General features: G+C 69.2%; 18 protein-coding genes and 1 pseudogene. 4 read left to right on the plus strand and 15 right to left on the minus strand.

The genetic code is table 11. From position 1 onward, the window contains the following. The first annotated feature begins 93 nt into the window (after positions 1 to 93). On the plus strand, positions 94 to 1,014 hold the full coding sequence (locus AB0D12_RS17570) for an AraC family transcriptional regulator (protein ID WP_362682949.1): 921 nt from the start codon (positions 94 to 96) through the stop codon (positions 1,012 to 1,014). 69 nt (positions 1,015 to 1,083) lie between these two features. Here AB0D12_RS17570 and AB0D12_RS17575 read toward each other — a convergent pair whose 3' ends face one another. The 11 genes and pseudogenes from AB0D12_RS17575 to AB0D12_RS17625 form a co-directional block, all read right to left on the minus strand. After that, positions 1,084 to 2,076 (minus strand): aldo/keto reductase, encoded by a 993-nt coding sequence (locus AB0D12_RS17575; protein WP_362682952.1) that lies wholly within the window; start codon positions 2,074 to 2,076, stop codon positions 1,084 to 1,086. A 534-nt stretch (positions 2,077 to 2,610) separates the two neighbouring features. Continuing rightward, positions 2,611 to 3,633, minus strand: a complete 1,023-nt coding sequence (locus tag AB0D12_RS17580) for a zinc-binding dehydrogenase (RefSeq protein ID WP_362682955.1) — start codon at positions 3,631 to 3,633, stop codon at positions 2,611 to 2,613. A 46-nt stretch (positions 3,634 to 3,679) separates the two neighbouring features. Next, positions 3,680 to 5,116 (minus strand): carboxylesterase family protein, encoded by a 1,437-nt coding sequence (locus tag AB0D12_RS17585; RefSeq protein ID WP_362682958.1) that lies wholly within the window; start codon positions 5,114 to 5,116, stop codon positions 3,680 to 3,682. Between the two features lie 368 nt (positions 5,117 to 5,484). Then, the gene (locus tag AB0D12_RS17590) at positions 5,485 to 6,105 is read right to left on the minus strand and encodes a TetR family transcriptional regulator (protein ID WP_362682961.1); all 621 of its coding nucleotides are present in this window, start codon (positions 6,103 to 6,105) and stop codon (positions 5,485 to 5,487) included. Positions 6,106 to 6,259: 154 nt separating this feature from the next. Beyond that, a complete protein-coding gene (locus AB0D12_RS17595) occupies positions 6,260 to 6,412 on the minus strand; it encodes a hypothetical protein (protein WP_362682964.1) in 153 nt (50 codons plus the stop codon). A 77-nt stretch (positions 6,413 to 6,489) separates the two neighbouring features. Continuing rightward, complete coding sequence (locus AB0D12_RS17600) at positions 6,490 to 6,891, minus strand: hypothetical protein (protein ID WP_362682967.1); 402 nt, start codon at positions 6,889 to 6,891, stop codon at positions 6,490 to 6,492. Continuing rightward, positions 6,891 to 7,853, minus strand: a complete 963-nt coding sequence (locus AB0D12_RS17605) for a hypothetical protein (RefSeq protein ID WP_362682970.1) — start codon at positions 7,851 to 7,853, stop codon at positions 6,891 to 6,893. Before AB0D12_RS17605 ends, AB0D12_RS17600 begins: the two co-directional genes overlap by 1 nt. Beyond that, positions 7,765 to 9,153, minus strand: a complete 1,389-nt coding sequence (locus AB0D12_RS17610) for a hypothetical protein (RefSeq protein ID WP_362682973.1) — start codon at positions 9,151 to 9,153, stop codon at positions 7,765 to 7,767. The genes AB0D12_RS17605 and AB0D12_RS17610 overlap by 89 nt, the downstream gene beginning before the upstream one ends. An 828-nt stretch (positions 9,154 to 9,981) precedes the next feature. Further along, positions 9,982 to 11,115, minus strand: a complete 1,134-nt coding sequence (locus AB0D12_RS17615) for a hypothetical protein (protein ID WP_362682976.1) — start codon at positions 11,113 to 11,115, stop codon at positions 9,982 to 9,984. Then, positions 11,115 to 12,572, minus strand: coding sequence for a recombinase XerD (locus AB0D12_RS17620; RefSeq protein ID WP_362682979.1), 1,458 nt, complete (start codon positions 12,570 to 12,572; stop codon positions 11,115 to 11,117). The genes AB0D12_RS17615 and AB0D12_RS17620 overlap by 1 nt, the downstream gene beginning before the upstream one ends. 112 nt (positions 12,573 to 12,684) lie before the next feature. Next, a pseudogene (locus AB0D12_RS17625) lies at positions 12,685 to 13,173 on the minus strand (hypothetical protein); the annotation flags it as partial. Between the two features lie 110 nt (positions 13,174 to 13,283). Between AB0D12_RS17625 and AB0D12_RS17630 the strand changes: the two are divergent. Continuing rightward, a complete protein-coding gene (locus AB0D12_RS17630; RefSeq protein ID WP_362682982.1) occupies positions 13,284 to 14,243 on the plus strand; it encodes a GlxA family transcriptional regulator in 960 nt (319 codons plus the stop codon). A 104-nt stretch (positions 14,244 to 14,347) separates the two neighbouring features. Next, positions 14,348 to 14,983, plus strand: a complete 636-nt coding sequence (locus AB0D12_RS17635) for a DJ-1/PfpI family protein (RefSeq protein WP_362682985.1) — start codon at positions 14,348 to 14,350, stop codon at positions 14,981 to 14,983. Between the two features lie 11 nt (positions 14,984 to 14,994). Here AB0D12_RS17635 and AB0D12_RS17640 read toward each other — a convergent pair whose 3' ends face one another. Beyond that, positions 14,995 to 15,789, minus strand: coding sequence for an enoyl-CoA hydratase-related protein (locus AB0D12_RS17640; RefSeq protein WP_362682988.1), 795 nt, complete (start codon positions 15,787 to 15,789; stop codon positions 14,995 to 14,997). A gap of 240 nt (positions 15,790 to 16,029) precedes the next feature. On the opposite strand from AB0D12_RS17640, the gene AB0D12_RS17645 reads away from it, so the two are divergent. Further along, complete coding sequence (locus AB0D12_RS17645) at positions 16,030 to 16,500, plus strand: ATP-binding protein (RefSeq protein WP_362682991.1); 471 nt, start codon at positions 16,030 to 16,032, stop codon at positions 16,498 to 16,500. A 59-nt stretch (positions 16,501 to 16,559) separates the two neighbouring features. Here the strand turns inward: AB0D12_RS17645 and idi are convergent, their stop codons facing one another. The 3 genes from idi to AB0D12_RS17660 form a co-directional block, all read right to left on the minus strand. Further along, entirely contained in the window at positions 16,560 to 17,153 is a 594-nt protein-coding gene (gene idi / locus AB0D12_RS17650; RefSeq protein WP_362682993.1) for an isopentenyl-diphosphate Delta-isomerase, read from the minus strand. 155 nt (positions 17,154 to 17,308) lie between these two features. Beyond that, entirely contained in the window at positions 17,309 to 17,719 is a 411-nt protein-coding gene (locus tag AB0D12_RS17655; protein ID WP_362682996.1) for an N-acetyltransferase, read from the minus strand. A 236-nt stretch (positions 17,720 to 17,955) separates the two neighbouring features. Continuing rightward, positions 17,956 to 18,897: a cation diffusion facilitator family transporter gene (locus AB0D12_RS17660; protein ID WP_362682999.1), complete on the minus strand. Its 942-nt coding sequence runs from the start codon at positions 18,895 to 18,897 to the stop codon at positions 17,956 to 17,958. Between the last annotated feature and the right edge of the window lie 39 nt (positions 18,898 to 18,936).

Here is an 18,936-nt window from a genome sequence, read left to right on the forward strand (position 1 = left end):
GGCGCCCGGTGCCGACGGACTCTGCACACCTGCGCGGCGGCTCCTCCCATCCTCACCCGGAAACCGGCAAAACGGCCGGTAGGCTGCGGACACATGATGGTCAGTGGACGACAGCCCGAACCGGGCAGCGTGCGGTTGCACGGCTTCCAGCCCCCGGTCGGCACCCCCTTCGGCCTGGAGGTGAACACCGTCGAGGACTTCTTCGCCCAGCACGCGGACTGGCCCTGGAACCCGCCGGTCCCGGGCCGGGCCACCTTCCACTACCTCATCGCGGTCACCGAGGGCGAGCTGCTGCACGACGTCGACCACGTCACCCGCACCGTCGCCCCCGGCCAGTGGCTGTGGGTGCGCCCCGGGCACACGCAGTGCTGGCACCCGCCGGGCGGGGCCCGCAGCCCGTTCATCCTGTTCGAGCCGGACGTGCTCCGGCCCGACATCGCCCGTCTCCTTGCCCCGCTCACCGCGCACGACGCCCCGCCCGTACTGACCCCGCACCCCGACGACACCCTCTGGCTCCAGCAGACCGCCCTCCAGCTCCTCGACGAACACCGGGCGCTGGGGCATCGCCCGCTGGACACCCATCACGCGCTGCGGCGCAGCCTGCTCGAATCGCTGCTGCTGCGGCTCGCGAACTCACCCGACATCACCCGGACCGTCCGCGCCGCCGCTCCCGGCACGTACGCACGGTTCCTCGACGCCCTGGAGCTGCACTTTCGCGAGATGCACCGGGCCGCGGAGTACGCGGAACTGCTGGGCTGCTCGGTCCGCACCCTCAGCCGCGCCGCCCGGGAAACCACCGGCAAGGGAGTGCGTGAGCTCATCGACGAGCGGCGCCTGCTTGAAGCCCGGCGCCTGCTGGGAAGCGCCCGATGGGATGCCCGGTCCGTGGCCGACCACCTCGGCTTCACCGACCCCGCGAACTTCGGCCGCTTCTTCCGCGACCGCACCGGTCTCACCCCGGGCGCCTTCGCGGCCGAGGAGACCACGCCCCTCCCGCCGCCTCCCCCTGGTTGACGATCCCGAGCCCCCGCGTGCCGCCTTTGGCCGACGGGCCCGGCCTCGCACGCGCGGGTGCCGGCTCGGTCAGTCTGTGGTGAAGCTGGACAGCACCGCGGCCGGGAGGCGGCTGCCCGCCGAGCCGTGGGGAAGGATCTCCGTGATGCGGGCCAGGTCGGCGGCGGAGAGCTGGACGTCGATGGCGCCGGCGTTCTCCTCGATGCGCTTGGTGCTGCGGGTGCCAGGAATGGGCGCGATGTCCTCGCCCTGGGCGAGCAGCCAGGCCAGCGCGAGCTGGGCGGTGGTGATGCCCTTGGTGTCGGCCAGATTCTTGAGCTGTTCGGTGGCGTGCAGGTTGTAGGTGTAGTTGTCGCCCTGCCAGCGCTCGTCCCAGCTGCGCATGTCGTCCGCGGCGTACTCGCTGGCGGGCTTGGCCTGGCCGGTGAGGAAGCCGCGGCCGAGCGGCGAGTAGGGCACCAGGCCGATGCCGAGTTCCCGCAGAACGGGAAGGATCTCCTCCTCGACCTCCCGCTCGAAGAGCGAGTACTCGTACTGGAGCACGGAGACCGGGGTGACGGCGTGGGCGCGGCGGATGTACTGGGGGCCGACGTTGCTCAGGCCGAAGTACTTCACCTTGCCTTCGGTGATCAGTTCGCCGACCGCGCCGGCGACCTCCTCGACCGGAATGTCGGGGTCGGAGATGTGCTGGTAGAAGAGGTCGATGTGGTCGCTCTGCAGGTAGCGCAGGCTGTTCTCGGCGACCTTACGGATGTTTTCCGGACGGCTGTTGAATCCGGAGCCCAGCGGCTGCGCGGTCATGTCGAAGCCGAACTTGGTGGCAAGGACCACCTCGTCCCGGAAGTCCTTGACTGCCTCGCCCAGGAGGATCTCGTTGCTGCCGGTACCGGCGCCGTACAGCTCGGCGGTGTCGAAGAAGTCGATCCCGAGTTCGTGGGCGCGGCGGATGGTCGCGATGCCCTCCTCGTCGTTCGAGGCGCCGTAGGCCATGGACATGCCCATGGTCCCCAGGCCGAGCGCCGAGACGTGCAGACCCTGAGAGCCCAGATTGCGGTGCTGCATGAGTTCACTCCCTGAGTAGTTCGCCGGCTTCACCCGCAGAGGTCAAACCGAACTGTTCTGTTTGATACTACGCGCTGGCCACCCAAATGCCAAACCAAACGGTTTGGCGTTCAATCCTGGGACCATGCCCCAGTCCCGCGACTCCGGCCAGACCGCATCTTCCCCTCCTGGAAGCGGAAGACCGGCGCGCCTTCCGGCCCGGGTACCTGGCGCTCCTCCACCCGCACCCTGCCGCCCGCCGTCAGAGCCTGCGCATCCAACGCGGGGGAATCCGCAGAGATCTGCCGTCGGATCTCCTGCAGGGTCTCGTCCGTCAGGGCCGGAAAGACAGCGCCCCGCGCCTCCTCGACGGGCGCGAGCTCCTGGTCCAACGGGGGCCGGATGGTCGTGGCACCGAAAATGTCTGCTGCTGTGCGGTCCGCGATCTGTTCTCACCTTCGGCAACAACGGGCACCACCGACGCTCACCGCCGGGCTGAGGCACCCACTGCGCACGAATGTGTGCGATGGCCTTGTCGCGTCCCGCGATCAGGTCTCAGTCGTCCAGGACGACGACGTGCTTGCCCGGCGTGGCGCCGGATTCGAGGTCGGCCTGGGCGTCGCGGACCTGTTCCAGGCCGTGGTAGACCTTCGCGACCGGGACGTTGAGGCGTCCTGCGGCGATGGCCTGCAGCTGGTGGGCGAAGACGTCGGCCGGGAGGTCGGCGGCCTCACCGTCGTAGGAGGTCAGGCGCACGCCGCCCGGGATCATGAACGGGCTGAAGTCGGGGATCGTCCACTGGCCCGCCAGGGCTCCGGTGAAGCAGACCGTGCCGTGGAGGCGGACGGCGTTGAGGGTGTCGGCGAGGGCCGAGCAGCCCACCAGTTCCAGCGCGGCGTCCACGCCGTCCGGCAGCAGCTCGCGCACCTGGTCGGCGAGGGTGCCGTTGTCGACGAGGGGATGGTCGACGCCCGCCGCCCGCAGTTCCCTGGCCCTCGACTCGCTGCGGGTGGTGGACAGCACGGTCGCTCCGAGGTCCTTCGCGATTCCCGCCGCGCTCAGCCCGACCGTGGAGGTGCCGCCGCGGATCAGCAGCGTCTGCCCGGCCTTGAGGTCCAGGCCACGGGTCAGCGATCCGTAGGCGGTTTGGAACATCTCCGGCAGCGCACCGACGATCTCCCACGGCAGGCCGGTCTCGAACGGTATGACCTGCGCCGCGGGGACGGTGACGTACTGGGCGTATGCGCCGTCGTAACTGCGGCCCATGTTGCCCATCATCGTGGCCACCTGCTGCCCCGGCCGCAGCCCGCTGTCCTCGTCGGCCTCGTCGACCACGCCGACGCCCTCGATGCCAGGCACGCGCGGGTAGGTGACCTCCGCGTCCGACTCGCCCTTGCGGGTGGTGACCTCGGACTCGTTGACGCCGAACGCCGTTACCTTGATCCGCACCCAGCCGGGCTTACGGACGGGCACCGGCACGTCCTTGATCTCCAATGCCTCCAGGCCGCCGGGCCGGGTGACGACGACGGCCCTCATCGTCGCCGGTGCGGCGCCGGCAGCTGCTGTCGGTTGGCTCATGCCGAGTTCCTCACTCTGTTCGCCCCCTCTTGGTGTGTTGTTCCCGTCAGGGGCGGTCGATGCCTTCCCACAGGTCGAGGACCTGCTGGTAGTGGGCGGTGGCCTCGAAGGGAGAGTTGCCGACGGTTTCCGAGGTGGGCTTGTCCGTGACCGCGGGCCACAGACGGGAGTGCTCGCCGGTGGCGAAGTCGAGCACGATGTCGCGAATACGGGTGTCACGCTCGGCCTGCTCCGTGCTGCGGCCCGGCTGTTCCTGGCCGACCAGGGCGTACATCTCGGTGCCGTGCACGGCGGGTGCGCCCTCGGCGGGGCCGATCAGGAGGAGGTGGGCGTTGCCGCCGGCGGCGGCGTGGGCCAGGGCGCCGCGGGCGGCGGGGATCGCGAAGAGGTAGTCCGCCATGACTGCGGCGCGGACCTCGGCCGGGGTACGACCGCCCTGGTCGTAGGTTTCGAGGATCTTCTGCGCGCGGGAGCGGGAGATGCGCCACCCCGCGACCTCGTCGACGATGCGGTCGACGGTGCCCGGGTCGAACCGGTCGAGGTCGTTCGCCACCCACCAGCCCATGTCGTCGCTGGCCATGCTCAGCAGGATGTCGACGTCACGGTGCGCGCCCGAGGCCAGGACGTCCATGGGGTGGGCGTGCACCACCGCACCGGGCTGCCCGATGTCCAGGACGACGCCGGTGGCCTTGTTGTCCACCCCGCCCCGTTCCCCGAGGTCCGTCGGGGCGACCTTGCGCAGGGCGTCCCGCAGGGAGAGCGGGTCGAGGTCCAGCAGCTTCTCCGGGTTGTCCGCGACGCCGAGTTCGGTGACGAACAAATGTGCGAGTTCCTCGGCCCACCAGGCCGGGATGGAGCGGGCGGGCCCGCCGGAGAACCCGGCCAGCCGCCGGTACAGGCCGTCGGCGGAAGAGGCGCCGAGCAGTCCGAGGGAGGAGTAGGCGCCGCCGCTGTGGCCGTAGACGGTGACGGAGTCGGGGTCGCCGCCGAAGTGGGCGATGTTCCGCTGGATCCAGGTGAGCGCGGCGATGATGTCCTGGAGGAAGAGGTTGCTGGCCTCGGCGAGCTTCCCGCCGTACTGCGAGAGCGAGACCGCGCCAAGGGCGCCGAGCCGGTAGTTGACCGAGACGCCCACGACGCGTCCCGTCGCGGCGAGACCGGCGGCGTTCGAGGTGATCTGCGTGTTCGCGCCGTACTCGAATCCGCCGCCGTGGATGTACACGGCCACCGGGAGCGCCTTGCCGGCCGGCTGCTCGGGGGCCCACACGTTCAGGTTCAGGCAGTCCTCGCCCATCCCGCTGTCCGCCTCGAGCCAGTCCCCACTGTCGGGCTGGACGGAGACGACGCCCTTGCGGTCGTACGGGAGACCCGGATCGAAGTCCGCGACCACGGGACGGCGGTACCGCTCGGCGGTGGCGTACGGAATTCCCCACCAGGACCGCACCCCTGGTGCGGTCGGGGCCTTGGGAGCGGCGGCGGTCATGACATGTCCTTCCGGCGCGGTTCGGATGCTTCGCGCGGTGTATCGGCAGCTGATTGCTGCGGTGACGCTCTCCCATCGTTCCCTGGGATCCGACACATCGCCCGCCGGACAGCGGTCACCCCATGGTCACCGGGTGACACTTCGCCGCGCCTCTTCCTCGCCATCCGCGGCTCCTGCGGCCCTCCCGCCCCGGATGAGTAGCCGGATCCCGTCTGCGCGCTTGCCTCTCCGGATCATCGCGGGCCGCGGCCCGGGCGGAGTGCGTCTGGTCATCTCCGACAGTCACGCCGCACTGGTGACCGCGATCCGCATGGCGACGAGATGCCCCGAAAGAAGCGACCGGCCCGGTTCCCGCTGGACTGACGGGTTCAGCTCGTACGGGGGAACAGGCGCTCGACGGCGGTCACCAGGGCTGCGCGGCGTGCGTCGGCTGAGGTGTTCGTGGCGTACTCGGCCGCGGCGGCGGCGATCTCCGGCTGGCCCGCCCAGGTGGTGGCGATCTGATTGATCAGCGCGAGGACGTCGACCGGATCCCAGCTCGGATCGAGCAGCCCGGTGCGCTGTGCGTCGCGGAGCTGGGCGATCTTGCGGGCGATGGTGGCCTGCAGGGGGTTGGCGTCGGGATCGGAGTCGGCCAGTTCCAGGCGGCCCCAGGTGATCAGGCGGTAGTGCTCCGGATGGGCCGTGAAATGGTCGAAGAGGATGCCGGCGTAACCGGGCAGGTCGGCGGTGTCGAGCCGGGTGGCCTCGACGAGCGCGGTCAGTTCCTGCTCGGCGACGTGCCGGTAGAGGGCCTCTTTGCTGCTGAAGTAGGCGTAGACCCGTTCCTTGCTGGTCCGGGCCTGCTTGGCGAGGCGGTCCACGCGCGCGCCGGCGATCCCGTACCGGGCGAACTCCTCCTTGGCCGCGGCGATGATCCGCTGCCGGGTGTCGGGCGTGCCGACGGCAGTGGCGTCCGGGGTCTTGCTGGAGGCGGTGGAACGAGGCATGGAAACACCATACGCGACCGAACCGTTCGGTTTGACAGGCGTTCGCCCAGGATCGGCCGGGGCTGCGGGGAACAGCGCCGAACCCGCCGCAGGCGACCCTGTCTGGACCGGGAGCTGCGGCGGGTTTGCGGCGGTGGGGCGGCGGCCCCAGTTGTCAGCGACTGACACTGCGGAAGGGCTTGAAGTCGGTTCCCCCGCCGCCGAGGAACGTGTCGCGGAACTTCTGGGTGAGGTTTCCGACCATCGTGAGCTGGATGAACTCGGTCGCCTCGGCATGGTCCTTCTGGCCGTCGGCGGTGAGCTCCATGTGCTTCCAGACGGCTGCCTCGTTCTCGTAGTGCTCGTGCTGGAAGTGGCCACCGGCTACGGGGAGGCCGAGCTCGGCTATTCGCGATCTTGTACAGGCAGGGCCGTCACCCGTCGGCGTCCGAGGCGCTTTTTCAGGGTGAGGTTCTCGGCGTACAGATTCGCCGTCACCGTGGCGAGGGCCTCGAGCTTGTTCTGAGTCTGTGCCGCCTGCTCCTTCGCCTCGCGTAGCTGCTTGCGGAGCCCGGCGATCGTCTCGTCGCGCTGGACCTCTCCAGGCGTACGCAGGACGGGGCGGGCGACCTTCGCGTCCCACTCGGCGAGGATGCCTTCGGCGCGGTGCACGGTCGCGTGGCTGACCTGAGCTTCGCGGGCAAGGTTCTCCTTGGTAAGGGCGCCGTCGGTGTGCAGGGACTCGCCGGCCAGCAGCCGGGCCATGGCCGCCCTCAGCTTGTCGGCGGACGCTGCGGATACCGGCATCAGGCGCGGCCTTCCTCATCGAGTGCGCGGGTGATGCGCTGGACGTCGGAAAGTCGGACGAACACCGACTCTCGCTTCGGCGGTGACAGCCGCGGGTCCTTGGACCGGGCGGTCAGGTCGTCTTCTTCGGCGACCCAGTACGGGGCGTGGGCGCGGGTGATGGTCGAGTTTCGGCAGCGGGCCGGCTGGCAGGCGCCGAGGAGAGGTGCCAGTCCACGCTGGTCTTCGGGGAGTTCGTCCTGGCACTCGGCCTGCGGGGCGTCGAACATGCAGTGGTTGATGGTGCCCAGGTGCAGGTTGGGGAACTCGTCGGCGAGCAGAGCCTCTTCGGCCCGCGCGTCGGCGATCTGCGCCCGCAGCTGCGGATTGTTGTTGATGGTGTCGATGACCTTGTCGAGACCGGCGTGGAGGCGGGCGGCGCCGGGACCGACGGCGACGCGTTCGCCGCGTTGGCGGCCGCGGAGCAGGTCCACGAGTTTGCGAGCGGCGGCCTGCTGCAGTTCGGTGTCGAACTCCTTGGCCCAGCTCGCGTCCATTTGCGCATACGCCTGGGTGGTGCGGTTGGCCAGTGCCCGGCGGGCGGCGTGTTTGAGCTGCAGGCCGAGGGCGATCTCGGAGTCCGGTTCGCGTCCGGCGAGCTGCGACATGGTCTTGCGGAACATGTGCGAGCGGACGTGCACGGGCGGGATCTTGGCCAGGCCGTGCCGGTGGGCGATGCCGTTGACGCCGTTGATGAAGAAGTCGATCTCGGCCTCGGAGAGGATCCCGGGCTCGGTGTGGACCTGTTTGCCGACGGGCGGGCGCAGGGCTGCAAACAGGTGGGTGGGGTGCCAGGACAGCTGCTCGAGGACCGCGAGCGCCTCGGCGACCGGCTCAATGATCCACCAGTACAGTTCCGGGCGCGTGGGGTCCAGCTTGGTCTTGCGGGAGCGGACGGCCGGGGAGCCGAAGTAGGTCCGCACGGCGTCGCGTTGGATCTCTTGAATCTCCGAGTCGCGCATCAGAGTCAAGGCCGCGACGAAGACGTAGATCGCGGCTCGGAGCATGTGCAGTTCGAAGGCGAGCTCGATGGCACTGATCTGCGTACGCCACGGCGCCGTCGTCCCGTCCTTGCCCTGGATGTGCGCGGTCGGCGAGCCACCGTCGTACGTCCTCGTCCAGCTGCTTCTGGGTGACGCCCGTACTGGTGCCCGGTGGGATGTAGCGCGGAGCGCCAGTTCCCTTGCCGCGGCCCACGCTCGCCGTGACGGTCGCGACGCGGCCTTCGCCGATCGCGGCCCGAACGGCGTCTCGCCGCCTGCGGGGCCGGCCGCTCTGGTTGTCGGCGAAGATGTTCATGGCTCTTCCGTTGGTCACCATCTTGCTGAGCGCGGTCCACATCGGGGTGCCGGCGGCGACGCTGCCGTAGGACACCTCGTGGACGGGCACCGCGTTGCCTCGCGTCCCGAGCCACTTCTTCAGCAGGGCGTCCGTTTCCTGAGGGCGCACCGGCTGGGCCTTGGTGGAGCGCGGCTGGTCGGCAGGAGACTCCTGCTGCTGGGCGAAGTGGTCGCGCCAGCGGAAGAGATCCGGGGCGAAGGTGTGGATGTAGGTCCAGGCGCCGCGCAGCAGCGGCCACCAGGTGTCGGGCGGGATGGCCGGAGTGGCGAGCGTGTCGCGGCTGGGGGCGTCCTCGTCGTACAACTTGGCGGCGACACTCGCGGCGGATTCGTCGCCCCAGGGGTCGTCGAAAGCGCTGATTCCGGTGAGGACCGGGGCGAGTTGGCGCAGGCGGCGGATGGTCGTCACATGGAAGGCGACGGTCTTCACACTCTCGACCTGGGAGGCCTTGTGGACGATCTCGTCATGCCAGTCCTCCGGGTCCCACAGCCCCAGATCGGCGGGCAGTCCTTGTCCGCGGCCCCAGTCCATGATCTTTCTGATTTCCATCATCGAAGCGCGGATGGTGACCACGGACAGCGGGACGGCGGACAGGAAGATCAGGGATCGCCGCAGGACGGGGTGGGAGGGGTTGAGGAGGGCGAAGCAGTACTCGCGCAGCTGCAGGTTGATCAGTGGGTCGGTCACGGGGAAGACGAAGCGCCACTCGCCCGGCTTCCGGCTGGCGGGTCGGCCGATGCAGTCGGCGGGCCACCGGTGGATCTCTCCGAACAGTGGCACCACGATGTCGTCGAGAAGCTGGTAGCCGCCGTAGCTGAAGGCATTCTCCTCGTCGTGGAATGCAGCGGAGGCGAGCGCCTTGGGCGCGGGGTGGGCCATCATCGGTCGAACTCCGTCCTCATGCCCAGGGGGAGGTCCAGGCGCAGGCCGAGCTCGGCGATCTCGCGGCGGGCTGCGGGGATGACATCAGCGCACTCCTCGAAAACCTCCGCCAGGGCCGCTGCTTGCCGGCCCCAGAGGGCCTGCCAGTGGCGCGGCGTGAGGTTGGCCCGCATGCGCTCGATGTGATCGGACAACAGGAGGAGCCGGGGGATCTGGGAGGTGAACACGACAGCGTTGCGGCACAACATGCACATGGCGGGAGCGACGTGGCAGACCTTGGCGTCGTTGCGGTGCGGCGAGTCCCACGGGTTACGGCAGTTGACCAACCCCATGTCCAGCTCTCCCGTCCGCAGGGCTTTGGCCTGCGCGGTGTCCAGGCCGAGATCGTCTGCGACCTCAGCCTCCTCCAGGTGCTGCTCGGCCTCCTCGGTGACGAGAACCGGCCGTGCGGGGGTGGTCATCCGATCGAAGACCCACTTCTGCGCCCGGTTGATCGACCGGCCGGCCATGATGTGCGCGGTCGTGCCATGCGCGTAGTGCATGCGGTAGACCTCCACGTGATGGTCATCGCCCGCAAGGTCGCTCACGGTGCCGCCGAGCGCGACCGCGCGGACGACCTTCGTGGTCTTGCGCAGCCGCCGGATCTCATACGGCTCGGAGATCTTCAGCGGCTTCCCGGCCGCATCGCGCTGCCCGGCGATCCAGCCGCCGAAGCTCCGCTCGCGGTCCCTGAAACCGGCGAGCTCGGCGTCCAAAACGCCCCGGTACCGTCGTTCCACCGCGAGGAACAGCCACGGGTCCGCGTCCGGGAAGACCGTCCGGGACAGTTCAGTGACCGCCAGCAGGCGCCGGAGCAGACCCGGGACGTCCCAGGCACCGTCCCCGGCGAACTCCGGCGCTTCCTCCTCCGGCTCCTGCTCCGGATCGGGGTGCAGGTCGGCACGGGCCCGGTGGGCCCGCATATTTGCGCTGGACCAGCCGCACACCGCCGTCGGTGAACTCAATGTCGGGCAGCTGGAGATAGTGGAGCTCCTCCGGGCTCGTGTCGCTCATGCCCAGCATCAACAGCACCGGAAATGCCTGCAGATCCGCTTCGGTCGGATACAGAAGACGGCCCAACTCGGCGACGAGATAGCGGAATCCGCGCTTGAGGAGAGTGCCGTCCGGCGCGGTCGGGAGCAGCGCCTTCACCGGCTCCGGCCAGCTCAACACATTCTGTCGGAACTGCGGCTTGAGGACCTTCCCGGTCAGCAATGAGGGATGCGTCGCCGCCCACAGCAGGTTCGCCGGTTCGTGCCATCCATCATCTCGGGGATCGACCCCGCGCCCCAGCAGCTTCCGGCCGCGGGCCAGACGGGCCTCCAGCGACCGGATGGCGTCACGTGCCGCGTCGCGCAGGTCGAGGCGCTCCGCATTGGAGAACTCGTCCAGCGGCTCGCCCGTGTACGTCGGATAGGCGGCCGGGGCCTTCGCGCGCACCCGCAGTGCCTCCGGCATGCTCGTGTCCTTGAGCGCGCGCTGCTCGATCAGCGTCAGTAGGCAGTTGGTCTTGTCGTACGGGGAGTTGGAACGCAGCCCGTGATGCTGGCGCAGGTCCTCCTCCCATAGCTGGATTACTTCGACCAGGTCGACCTTGTGGCCGTCCAGTCGGGCATCCGCCGGATCTACCCCGATCGTCGGCAGATGCTTGTCGACGAACTTCGCGAAGGACCGCACCGCCTGGGACAAGTTCGCGCCGCCGTCGGACCGGGCCATGGAACGCGTGTAGGTGATCCACTCGTCGGCGAGCTGTGCCGCCAGGGCGCTGCACCGGTACTTCGCCGGGTTCACGAAGTGGCTCGACGTCCCACCTGGGCGCGTCCAGGTCAGGACGCGGATGCCCACGTGGTCCAGGTCCCGGGTGGGCAGCGGCTTCGGGGCGCTGTTGCGCACGCGCGCCTTGCGCTCGCCGCGGCGGGGCATCAGGCGGCCCGCTGTTCGGCGATCGAGGCCGCGTAGTCGGCGTAGGTGGCGTTCTTGTCGTTCCACTCGGCGATCGCCTTCGCCACCAGCACGTTGGTGTCACGCATGTACCTCAGGTACCGCAAAGTCGACTCTGGACGGCGATGTCCCAAGAGGTCCTGCAGGATCAGCAGAGGGTTCCGCGAGATGTGGTCCGTCAGGTAGCCGGAGTGCCGGCCGGCGAGGTACTCCTCGGCTTCCTCCTGGAGGATCAGCTTGGTCAGCAGCCGCAGCATGTAGATGGCGAAGGTGTGCCGGGTGTCGTGGATCCGGACCTCGCGCGGCATGACGATGCCGACCTCGTGCTCCTCGCTCAGCCGCACGGCGCGCAGATGCGCGGCGTCGAATATCTGCTCCCAGCGCTGCCGGGTCGGCATCCGGCCGCCGCGGCCGACGAACATCGCCATCGGCTCCAGCCCGTGATCGCCTTCGATGACCGCGCGGCGGCGCTTGTCCGCACTCATGCTCTCGACGCGGAAGGTGCGGCGCTGGCCATCGAGCATCCCGCGCACTTTCATCCGCCGCAGGTCGATGTCATCGACGATGAACAGCTCCTCGCGGCGTCTCCACAGAGCCTCCGCCGCAGCTCGGACCTGCGCCGCGCGCTCGGTGCGCCGGTACATGTCCAGCTCCCGCAGCGTCGGATCCTGGATCATCACCGAGCGAGGCAGGCCGAACTTCGCGATCGCCTGCAACTGGACCTCTGCCGGGGAAGCATCCCGTCGCGGTGGCCCGACCTCGATATCCAACAAGCAGCTGAACTCCTGCAGCCGCATGCCCGTCGTGATGGACAGTTCGGGTGCTGCGCTGTCGCGCAGGGGCGAGCGCCCGCGGAACGTGCGATCAACGCGGCCGTCGGGCAGGTAGCCACGCAGTCCGACCTGCTTGAGGAAGTTCCACTGCCGCCAGGTCAGATGCCGGACGTCGAGCTGTGTGGTGGCGCCCCAGGACAGCACGTCACGGCCGTTACGGCGGCGGAAGTAGGGGCGTTCGTCGATCAACTTCTCGTGGTCTGCCCACTCGTAGAAGTTGTTGATCATGGCCCGGCGGCGCTTCCAGGTCGCCGGAGCATCCGGCGACTCACGGTGCTCGGTGCAGTCTTCCCGGTACGCCAACAGGTCTTCCTCGATCACCGACAACAGATCGACAGGCGGGTCGAGTTCGTCCTTGAGGAAGTCGGTCAAGTCGAGCGCGTCGTACGTGTAGTCCTGCAGCGACTTCGCCTTCAGCGTCTTGGCCATCTCCAGAAAGAACGAGACCAGCGGCTCCGCCGGGCGCATCTGCGAGTCGAAGAAGAACGGGGTGCCGTCCTTCAGCGCCCCCTTTCGCGACACGTACGCGAAAGCGTCGAGATCCACCCCGGGCGGCGCCTCGTAGAAGCGACGAACCTTGCTGCGTGACACGAAGAAGTAGTTCATCCCACACCACCGCGATCATGAGACATCCAGGAGGTGTGGAACCTAACAGCCGCACCTGGGGCCTCAAGTCACTCGGGGATCACGACTGAGACATCTGGACTTCCTTTGCATAATGCTCGCGCAGCAGGGTCGCGGCATGCCAGTAGGCGAGGTGCGGCTCCTCGGGCACGGGAAGATCGGCGTGCGCCGCGTACAGCGGCCGGGCGTGCCGGGTGCCCGCCTCGGCGGCGCGCAGCGCGAGCTCTGCGGCCTCCGCCAGCTCCTTCGACGCGACGACCTCGTCACCGAGCAGCCGCCGCAACGTGCTGTCCACGGCGCGCAGCCGCGCCTCCAGCACGGCCTCGGGGGATGCGGTGTCCCACACGGCGGGCAGATGCCGGGCGATCAGCTCGTGGTTGAAGTTGTAGAAGGCCGCGGCGACCGCACCCGGCCCGACGGCGCCCATCGCGGCGCCGCGTCCGGCGAAGTAGGCGGCGCTCGCGTCCTCGACGCCGAGCTGAGCGAGCTCCTTCGTGAAGTCGGGCGAGAAGTAGACCGTCGAGTGCATCGGGTTGAGGGCATTGTGGCAGCGGCGGCCGGCACGCGCGGGCAGAGAGCTCATAGACAGAATGTTACCGACTGGTCGGTACGTAGTGGAAGTCCGTGCTCATGGCAGGAAAGGTGGGGTACTCGTCATTGCGGCCATCTCCGCCACGGCGAAGCATGGACACCATGACCCAGCGATCCGTACTCGTCGTTCTCTTCGACGACCTGCAGAGCCTCGATGTGACCGGCCCGGTCGAAGTCTTCGCGGGCGCGAGCACGGCGGCGGGCGGCGCGTACGAGATCCGCACCGCGTCCCTGGACGGTGCCCCGATCCGTACCTCCAGCGGCCTCACGCTCGTCCCGGACACCAGTCTCACCGACGCCGCCGACCCCCATACGCTGCTGGTCCCCGGCGGCAACGGCACCCGTACCCCGGACCCGCGCCTCATCGACTGGCTGCGCGTCCACGCCCCGCGAGCCGAGCGTCTGGTGTCCGTCTGCACCGGAGCCCTGCTGCTGGCCGAGGCCGGTCTGCTCGACGGCCACCGGGCCACCACGCACTGGGCCACCTGCGACCACCTCGCCCGCCGCTACCCGGCCGTCGACGTCGACCCGGACCCGATCTTCGTACGCGACGGAAGGCTGGCCACCTCGGCCGGTGTCACCTCCGGCATCGACCTCGCCCTCGCCCTGGTCGAGGAGGACCTCGGCCGGGACATCGCGCTGACCGTCGCCCGCCATCTCGTCGTCTTCCTCAGGCGGCCCGGGAACCAGGCGCAGTTCAGTGTCCAGCTCGCCGCACAGACCGCGCGGCGTGAGCCGCTGCGTGACGTGCAGCAGCACATCACCGAGCATCCGGAAGAGGACCTCTCGGTCGAGGCACTCGCCGCCCGCGCCCGGCTTTCGCCGCGCCACTTCGCCCGCGCCTTCCAGGAGGAGACGGGTATGACACCGGGCCGCTACGTCGAACGGGTCCGTCTGGAACAGGCGCGCCGGCTCCTGGAGGGCAGCCCCGACGGCGTGGAGGAGATCTCGCGCAGCTGCGGCTACGGCACTCCGGAGGCCATGCGCCGCGCCTTCGTCAAGACCCTCGGCACGGCACCGGCCGAATACCGGCGCCGCTTTCGCACCCTGACCCCGAAGTAGCCCGAAGTAGCCCGAAGCAGCCGCAGAAGCCTGCAGAAGCCTGTAGAAACCCGGAGAAACCCCGCAGAACCGGGAAGAACCCGAACCGAGAGGGACCGACCACCATGCAGATCGCCATTGTTCTCTTCGACCGCTTCACCGCGCTGGACGCCGTAGGGCCCTACGAAATGCTCTGCCGCCTCCCCGGTGCCGAGGTGGTCTTCGTCGCCGAGCACACCGGACCGGTCACCAACGACCGCGGCGACCTCGCGCTCGTCGCCGCGAAGACCTTCGCCGAGGTGAGCAGCCCGGACATCGTCGTCGTCCCCGGCGGCCCCGGCCAGAGCGACCAGATGGAGAACGAGATCCTGCTGGGCTGGCTGCGCGCCGTCGACGCCACGACGACCTGGACGACCTCGGTCTGTACGGGCTCGCTGCTGCTCGCCGCGGCAGGCCTGCTCAAGGGTCGCCCGGCCACCTCGCACTGGCTGGCCCTTGACTTCCTGCGCCAGTTCGGCGCCGAGCCCACCGGCGAACGTGTCGTCACCGCCGGCAAGTACGTCACGGCCGCGGGCGTCTCGTCCGGCATCGACATGGGGCTCACCCTGGTCGGCAGGATCGCGGACGACGAGCACGCGCAGGCCGTACAGCTGCTCACCGAATACGACCCTCAGCCGCCGTACGACGCCGGATCACCGCAGAAGGCCCCGGCCGCCCTGGTCGAGGAGTTCCGTACGAAGAGCCGCTTCATCCTCCGGTAGGCCATCCGGGGTCAGGCGGTCCAGGTGAACCGGGGCACTCTGCGCTCCAGGAAGGCGGCGACCCCCTCCGTGAGGTCGCCGCTGCGGCGCGCCTGCTCCTCCCAGTGCGTGTCACGGTCGGTGCGGCCCGTCGCGAACTCCTTCGCCGCGGCCTGGGTGAGCTGGGAGCGCGACGCGATGATTCTGGTGAACTCCGCCACCCGCTTGCCCAGTTGGCCGCCCGGCAGCACCTCGTCCACCAGACCGGTCCGCAGCGCCCGCTCCGTATCGATCAACTCGGCGGAGAACAGCAGATACTTGGCGGCGGCAGGACCCACCAGCGAGACCAGCCGACGGGTGGACGAGGAGGGGTAGACGATTCCGAGCTTCGCCGGCGTCACCCCGAACAGAGCGCCCTCTTCCGCGAACCGCAGATCGCACGCCGCGGCCAGCTGGCAGCCGCCGCCCACACAGTAGCCGCGCACCGCGGCCAGCGTCGGCTTCGGGAACGCGGCGAGTGCCTCCTCGGCTCGCACGGCCAGTGCCTGCGGGTCCTCGCCGGGCTCGCGCAGGGAGGAGATGTCGGCGCCGGCGCAGAAGGTCGGGCCCTCGCCTGTCAGCACCAGCGCCCGTACTTCCTGGTCCGCCGCCAGCTGTCCGAGCAGCTCGGGCAGGGCCCGCCACATCCCGGCGGTCATGGCATTGCGCTTGGCGGGATTGCTGATGACGACGGTGGCGACACCGTCCGCGACGGTGTGCGTCAACTGCGGCTGCGGCTCGGGCAGCTCGGACGGCTCGGACGGCTCGGACGACTGGGGCGGCTCCATGAGCCGGATGCTATCCGCCGGACCCGAACCTATGATCGTTAGGTGAGCGTGGTCACGGATCCGACGAAGCGGCCAGAAGGGGATCAGGAACAGTCGCGCAGCTGATGCTGTCATACGCACCCGGTCAAATACCGTCGATTGGCGCTGACTTCTGCTCAGCAGCTCGGTCCGGACCAACTGACTCCCAACACTTATTACTCGATGGTCAGTGGCAATCGATCCGAGGGTGGGTGCCGGACTATGGAGAGCCGTGGGAGCGTCCCGGCCCGGCCACTGTCGTACGAGGGCGTCTGGCGATTCACCGCTCCTGCCGTCGACATATCGGTCCCGCAGGCCAGGCATGCCGTACGCGATCTACTGAACCGCCAAGGCGTACCGGTCGGGGACGATCTCGTCCAGGGACTGCTGCTCATCGTGTCCGAACTGGTCACCAATGCCGTACGGCACGCTGCCCTGCTCTCGCCCGAGGTTGCCGTCGAGGTCGCCATCGGCGCGGAGTGGATCCGCGTCTCCGTGGAGGACAACCACCCGTACCGGCCCAAGGCGCTGGAGAAGGACTACGGGCAGACGGGCGGCCGCGGTCTGCTGCTCGTACGGGAGATCACCCTGGAGGCAGGCGGATCCTGCGATGTCGAGCACACCGCGAGTGGCGGCAAGATCATATGGGCCGCGCTGCCGCTGAGACCGGTCGGCGACAGCGCGTCGCTGTAGATCGCTTGACCGCTTGACCGCTTGTACTGGGCCTGGACCTACTGCGGACCCGGCTTGCCTCACCAGCCGCCGGACGGCCCCGTGAGCTCCTTGATCGCCGGCCGCGCCGCGTCCAGCACGGTCATGAACCACGCGGAGAACGGCGCCTCCGCATGCCGGTCGGCCAGCTCCTTCGGCGTCACGAAGGTCGTCTCGCCGACCTCCTCCGGATCCGGCCGCAGCGGAGTCTGCGCCAGCCCGACGAAGAGGTGGTTGTACTCCTGCTCGACCAGGCCCGAGTCCGGGTCGGGGTGGTTGTAGCGGACCGTGCCCGCCTCGGCGAGCAGTGAGGGCGAGATGCCCAGCTCCTCGTACGTACGCCGGGCGGCGGCCGCGAACGGGGCCTCGCCGGGGTACGGGTGGCCGCAGCAGGTGTTCGACCAGACACCGGGGGAGTGGTACTTGCCCAGCGCGCGACGCTGGAGCAGCAGCCGCCCCTGCTCGTCGAAGAGGAACACGGAGAACGCCCGGTGCAGCTGTCCGGGCGCCTGATGTGCGGAGAGCTTCTCCGCGGTGCCGATGGTGGTGCCGTGCTCGTCGACCAGTTCGAGCAGGATCGCTTCTGGAACGCCGTTCGACGAGCTGTTCGCCGCGGTGGCTGGTGTGGTCGGCATACCCATCCTTCGCTTCGGTCCTCGGCCCTGCGGGGCCTGCCCAGTCTGCCGCACAAAAGCGGCTTGTCCGTACTTCGGCAGCCCGGGCATGTCCGCCCTCGCCGCGTCGGCACGCGGCGAGGGCGACCCTACTCACCAGAATTCATCAGAACTCATCAGACCCCGAAAGCCGCCGGATAGCGGATCGTGCCGTGCGGCACGCCCCCGGAGCCGTCGAGCACAAGGACCATCATGGCCTCGTCGGCCACCTCGAAGGTTGGCCTGATTCCGTACCGTGAGGCCGGTTCGAAGCTGAACCTCGGGTAGTAGCCGGGATGCCCGAGGACCAGGACGAGCCGCTCTCCGCGCACCCTGGCCAGATCCAGCACAGCACGGACGACCGCCTGGCCGGCGCCCTTGCGCTGGTGCTCGGGAGCCACCGCGACCGGCGCGAGCGCCACCGCCGGAACGTCCTCCACATGGCACCGGGTGAGCAGTGCGTACGCCGCCACGGTGCCGTCCGCCGCCTCGGCGACATACGACGTCCCTGGCAGCCACGCCGCACCGTCGAGACGCAGTGCGTCCACCAGGCCCGCCGGCCGGCGTACGAGATCAGGTCAGTCGTACGAGATCAGATCAGAGGTACGTGATCAGGTCAGAGGTACGTGATCAGGTCAGACGTACGTGATCACGTGATGCGAGATCAGGTCGGCCGGGACCCGGAAGCCGAGGACGGACCAGGCGTGGCGCTGCGCGGGGCAGCCTGCACTGCGACGGTCGTCAACTCAGCTCCTCTCAAGCGTGGCGGTCAGACTGGCAGCGCTCAGTGACAGAGCTTGGCCTCGTGCTCCGCATGGCCAACGGGCTCCAGCTGGAAGGTGCAGTGCTCGACATCGAAGTGATCCCCGATGCAGCCTTGCAGATCGTGCAGCATCTTCTCGTGGCCGACCGAGTCCAGGGCGCCCTGACTCACGACCACATGCGCGGAGAGCACCGGCATCCCGGAGGTGATCGTCCAGGCATGCAGATCGTGCACGTCCTCCACGCCGGGAAGAGCGACGATGTGCGCCCGCACCTCACCCATGTCGACGCCCTGGGGAGCCGCCTCCAGCAGGACGTTGAGGGTTTCCCGCAGCAGCTTCCAGGTGCGCGGCACGATCATGAGGCCGATGACCAGTGACGCGATGGGGTCGGCCACCTGCCAGCCGGTGGCGATGATGATGCCGGCCGAGACCAGCACTGTGAGCGAGCCGAGCGTGTCCGCGAGCACCTCCAGATACGCCCCGCGCACATTGAGGCTCTCCTTCTGGCCGCGCACCAGCAGGGACAGCGAGATCATGTTGGCGACGAGACCGATGAGGGCGAAGGCGATGGTCAGCGCGCCCTTGGTCTCGGCCGGGGTGATGAAGCGCTGCACCGCCTCGTACAGCAGATAGCCGCCGACTCCGAGGAGCAGCAGACAGTTGGCGAGGGCCGCGAGGATCTCGGCCCGCGCGTAGCCGAAGGTGCGGTTCTGTACGGCCGGGCGGTTGGCGAAGTGGATCGCCAGCAGCGCCATTGCGAGGCCGACCCCGTCCGTCGCCATATGGGCGGCGTCGGCGATCAGGGCGAGGGAGCCGGAGAGCGCACCGCCGACGATCTCCAGGACCATCACGCCCAGCGTGATCGTCAGCGCGACGCGCAGGCGCCCCTGGTAGGCCGCGGCCGCGGTGCCGGTCGGCGGCGGTCCGCCGTGCGAGTGCCCGTGATCGTGCCCAGCCCCCATGAGGACGCCTCCTGGTCGTCGAAACGATCTGCCGAGACC

This window comes from Streptomyces sp. NPDC048479 (assembly GCF_040651435.1).
Taxonomy (GTDB): Bacteria; Actinomycetota; Actinomycetes; order Streptomycetales; family Streptomycetaceae; genus Streptomyces.

Excerpts from the sequence above, each read along its gene's own strand:
- AB0D12_RS17600 (WP_362682967.1), bottom strand. The coding sequence starts at position 6,891 with ATGCCGGTATCCGCAGCGTCCGCCGACAAGCTGAGGGCGGCCATGGCC.
- idi (WP_362682993.1), bottom strand. The coding sequence starts at position 17,153 with ATGCCGACCACACCAGCCACCGCGGCGAACAGCTCGTCGAACGGCGTT.
- AB0D12_RS17630 (WP_362682982.1), top strand. The coding sequence starts at position 13,284 with ATGACCCAGCGATCCGTACTCGTCGTTCTCTTCGACGACCTGCAGAGC.
- AB0D12_RS17580 (WP_362682955.1), bottom strand. The coding sequence starts at position 3,633 with ATGAGCCAACCGACAGCAGCTGCCGGCGCCGCACCGGCGACGATGAGG.
- AB0D12_RS17660 (WP_362682999.1), bottom strand. The coding sequence starts at position 18,897 with ATGGGGGCTGGGCACGATCACGGGCACTCGCACGGCGGACCGCCGCCG.
- AB0D12_RS17575 (WP_362682952.1), bottom strand. The coding sequence starts at position 2,076 with ATGCAGCACCGCAATCTGGGCTCTCAGGGTCTGCACGTCTCGGCGCTC.
- AB0D12_RS17570 (WP_362682949.1), top strand. The coding sequence starts at position 94 with ATGATGGTCAGTGGACGACAGCCCGAACCGGGCAGCGTGCGGTTGCAC.
- AB0D12_RS17590 (WP_362682961.1), bottom strand. The coding sequence starts at position 6,105 with ATGCCTCGTTCCACCGCCTCCAGCAAGACCCCGGACGCCACTGCCGTC.
- AB0D12_RS17595 (WP_362682964.1), bottom strand. The coding sequence starts at position 6,412 with ATGGAGCTCACCGCCGACGGCCAGAAGGACCATGCCGAGGCGACCGAG.
- AB0D12_RS17640 (WP_362682988.1), bottom strand. The coding sequence starts at position 15,789 with ATGGAGCCGCCCCAGTCGTCCGAGCCGTCCGAGCCGTCCGAGCTGCCC.
- AB0D12_RS17635 (WP_362682985.1), top strand. The coding sequence starts at position 14,348 with ATGCAGATCGCCATTGTTCTCTTCGACCGCTTCACCGCGCTGGACGCC.
- AB0D12_RS17615 (WP_362682976.1), bottom strand. The coding sequence starts at position 11,115 with ATGCCCCGCCGCGGCGAGCGCAAGGCGCGCGTGCGCAACAGCGCCCCG.
- AB0D12_RS17610 (WP_362682973.1), bottom strand. The coding sequence starts at position 9,153 with ATGATGGCCCACCCCGCGCCCAAGGCGCTCGCCTCCGCTGCATTCCAC.
- AB0D12_RS17620 (WP_362682979.1), bottom strand. The coding sequence starts at position 12,572 with ATGAACTACTTCTTCGTGTCACGCAGCAAGGTTCGTCGCTTCTACGAG.
- AB0D12_RS17585 (WP_362682958.1), bottom strand. The coding sequence starts at position 5,116 with ATGACCGCCGCCGCTCCCAAGGCCCCGACCGCACCAGGGGTGCGGTCC.
- AB0D12_RS17645 (WP_362682991.1), top strand. The coding sequence starts at position 16,030 with ATGGAGAGCCGTGGGAGCGTCCCGGCCCGGCCACTGTCGTACGAGGGC.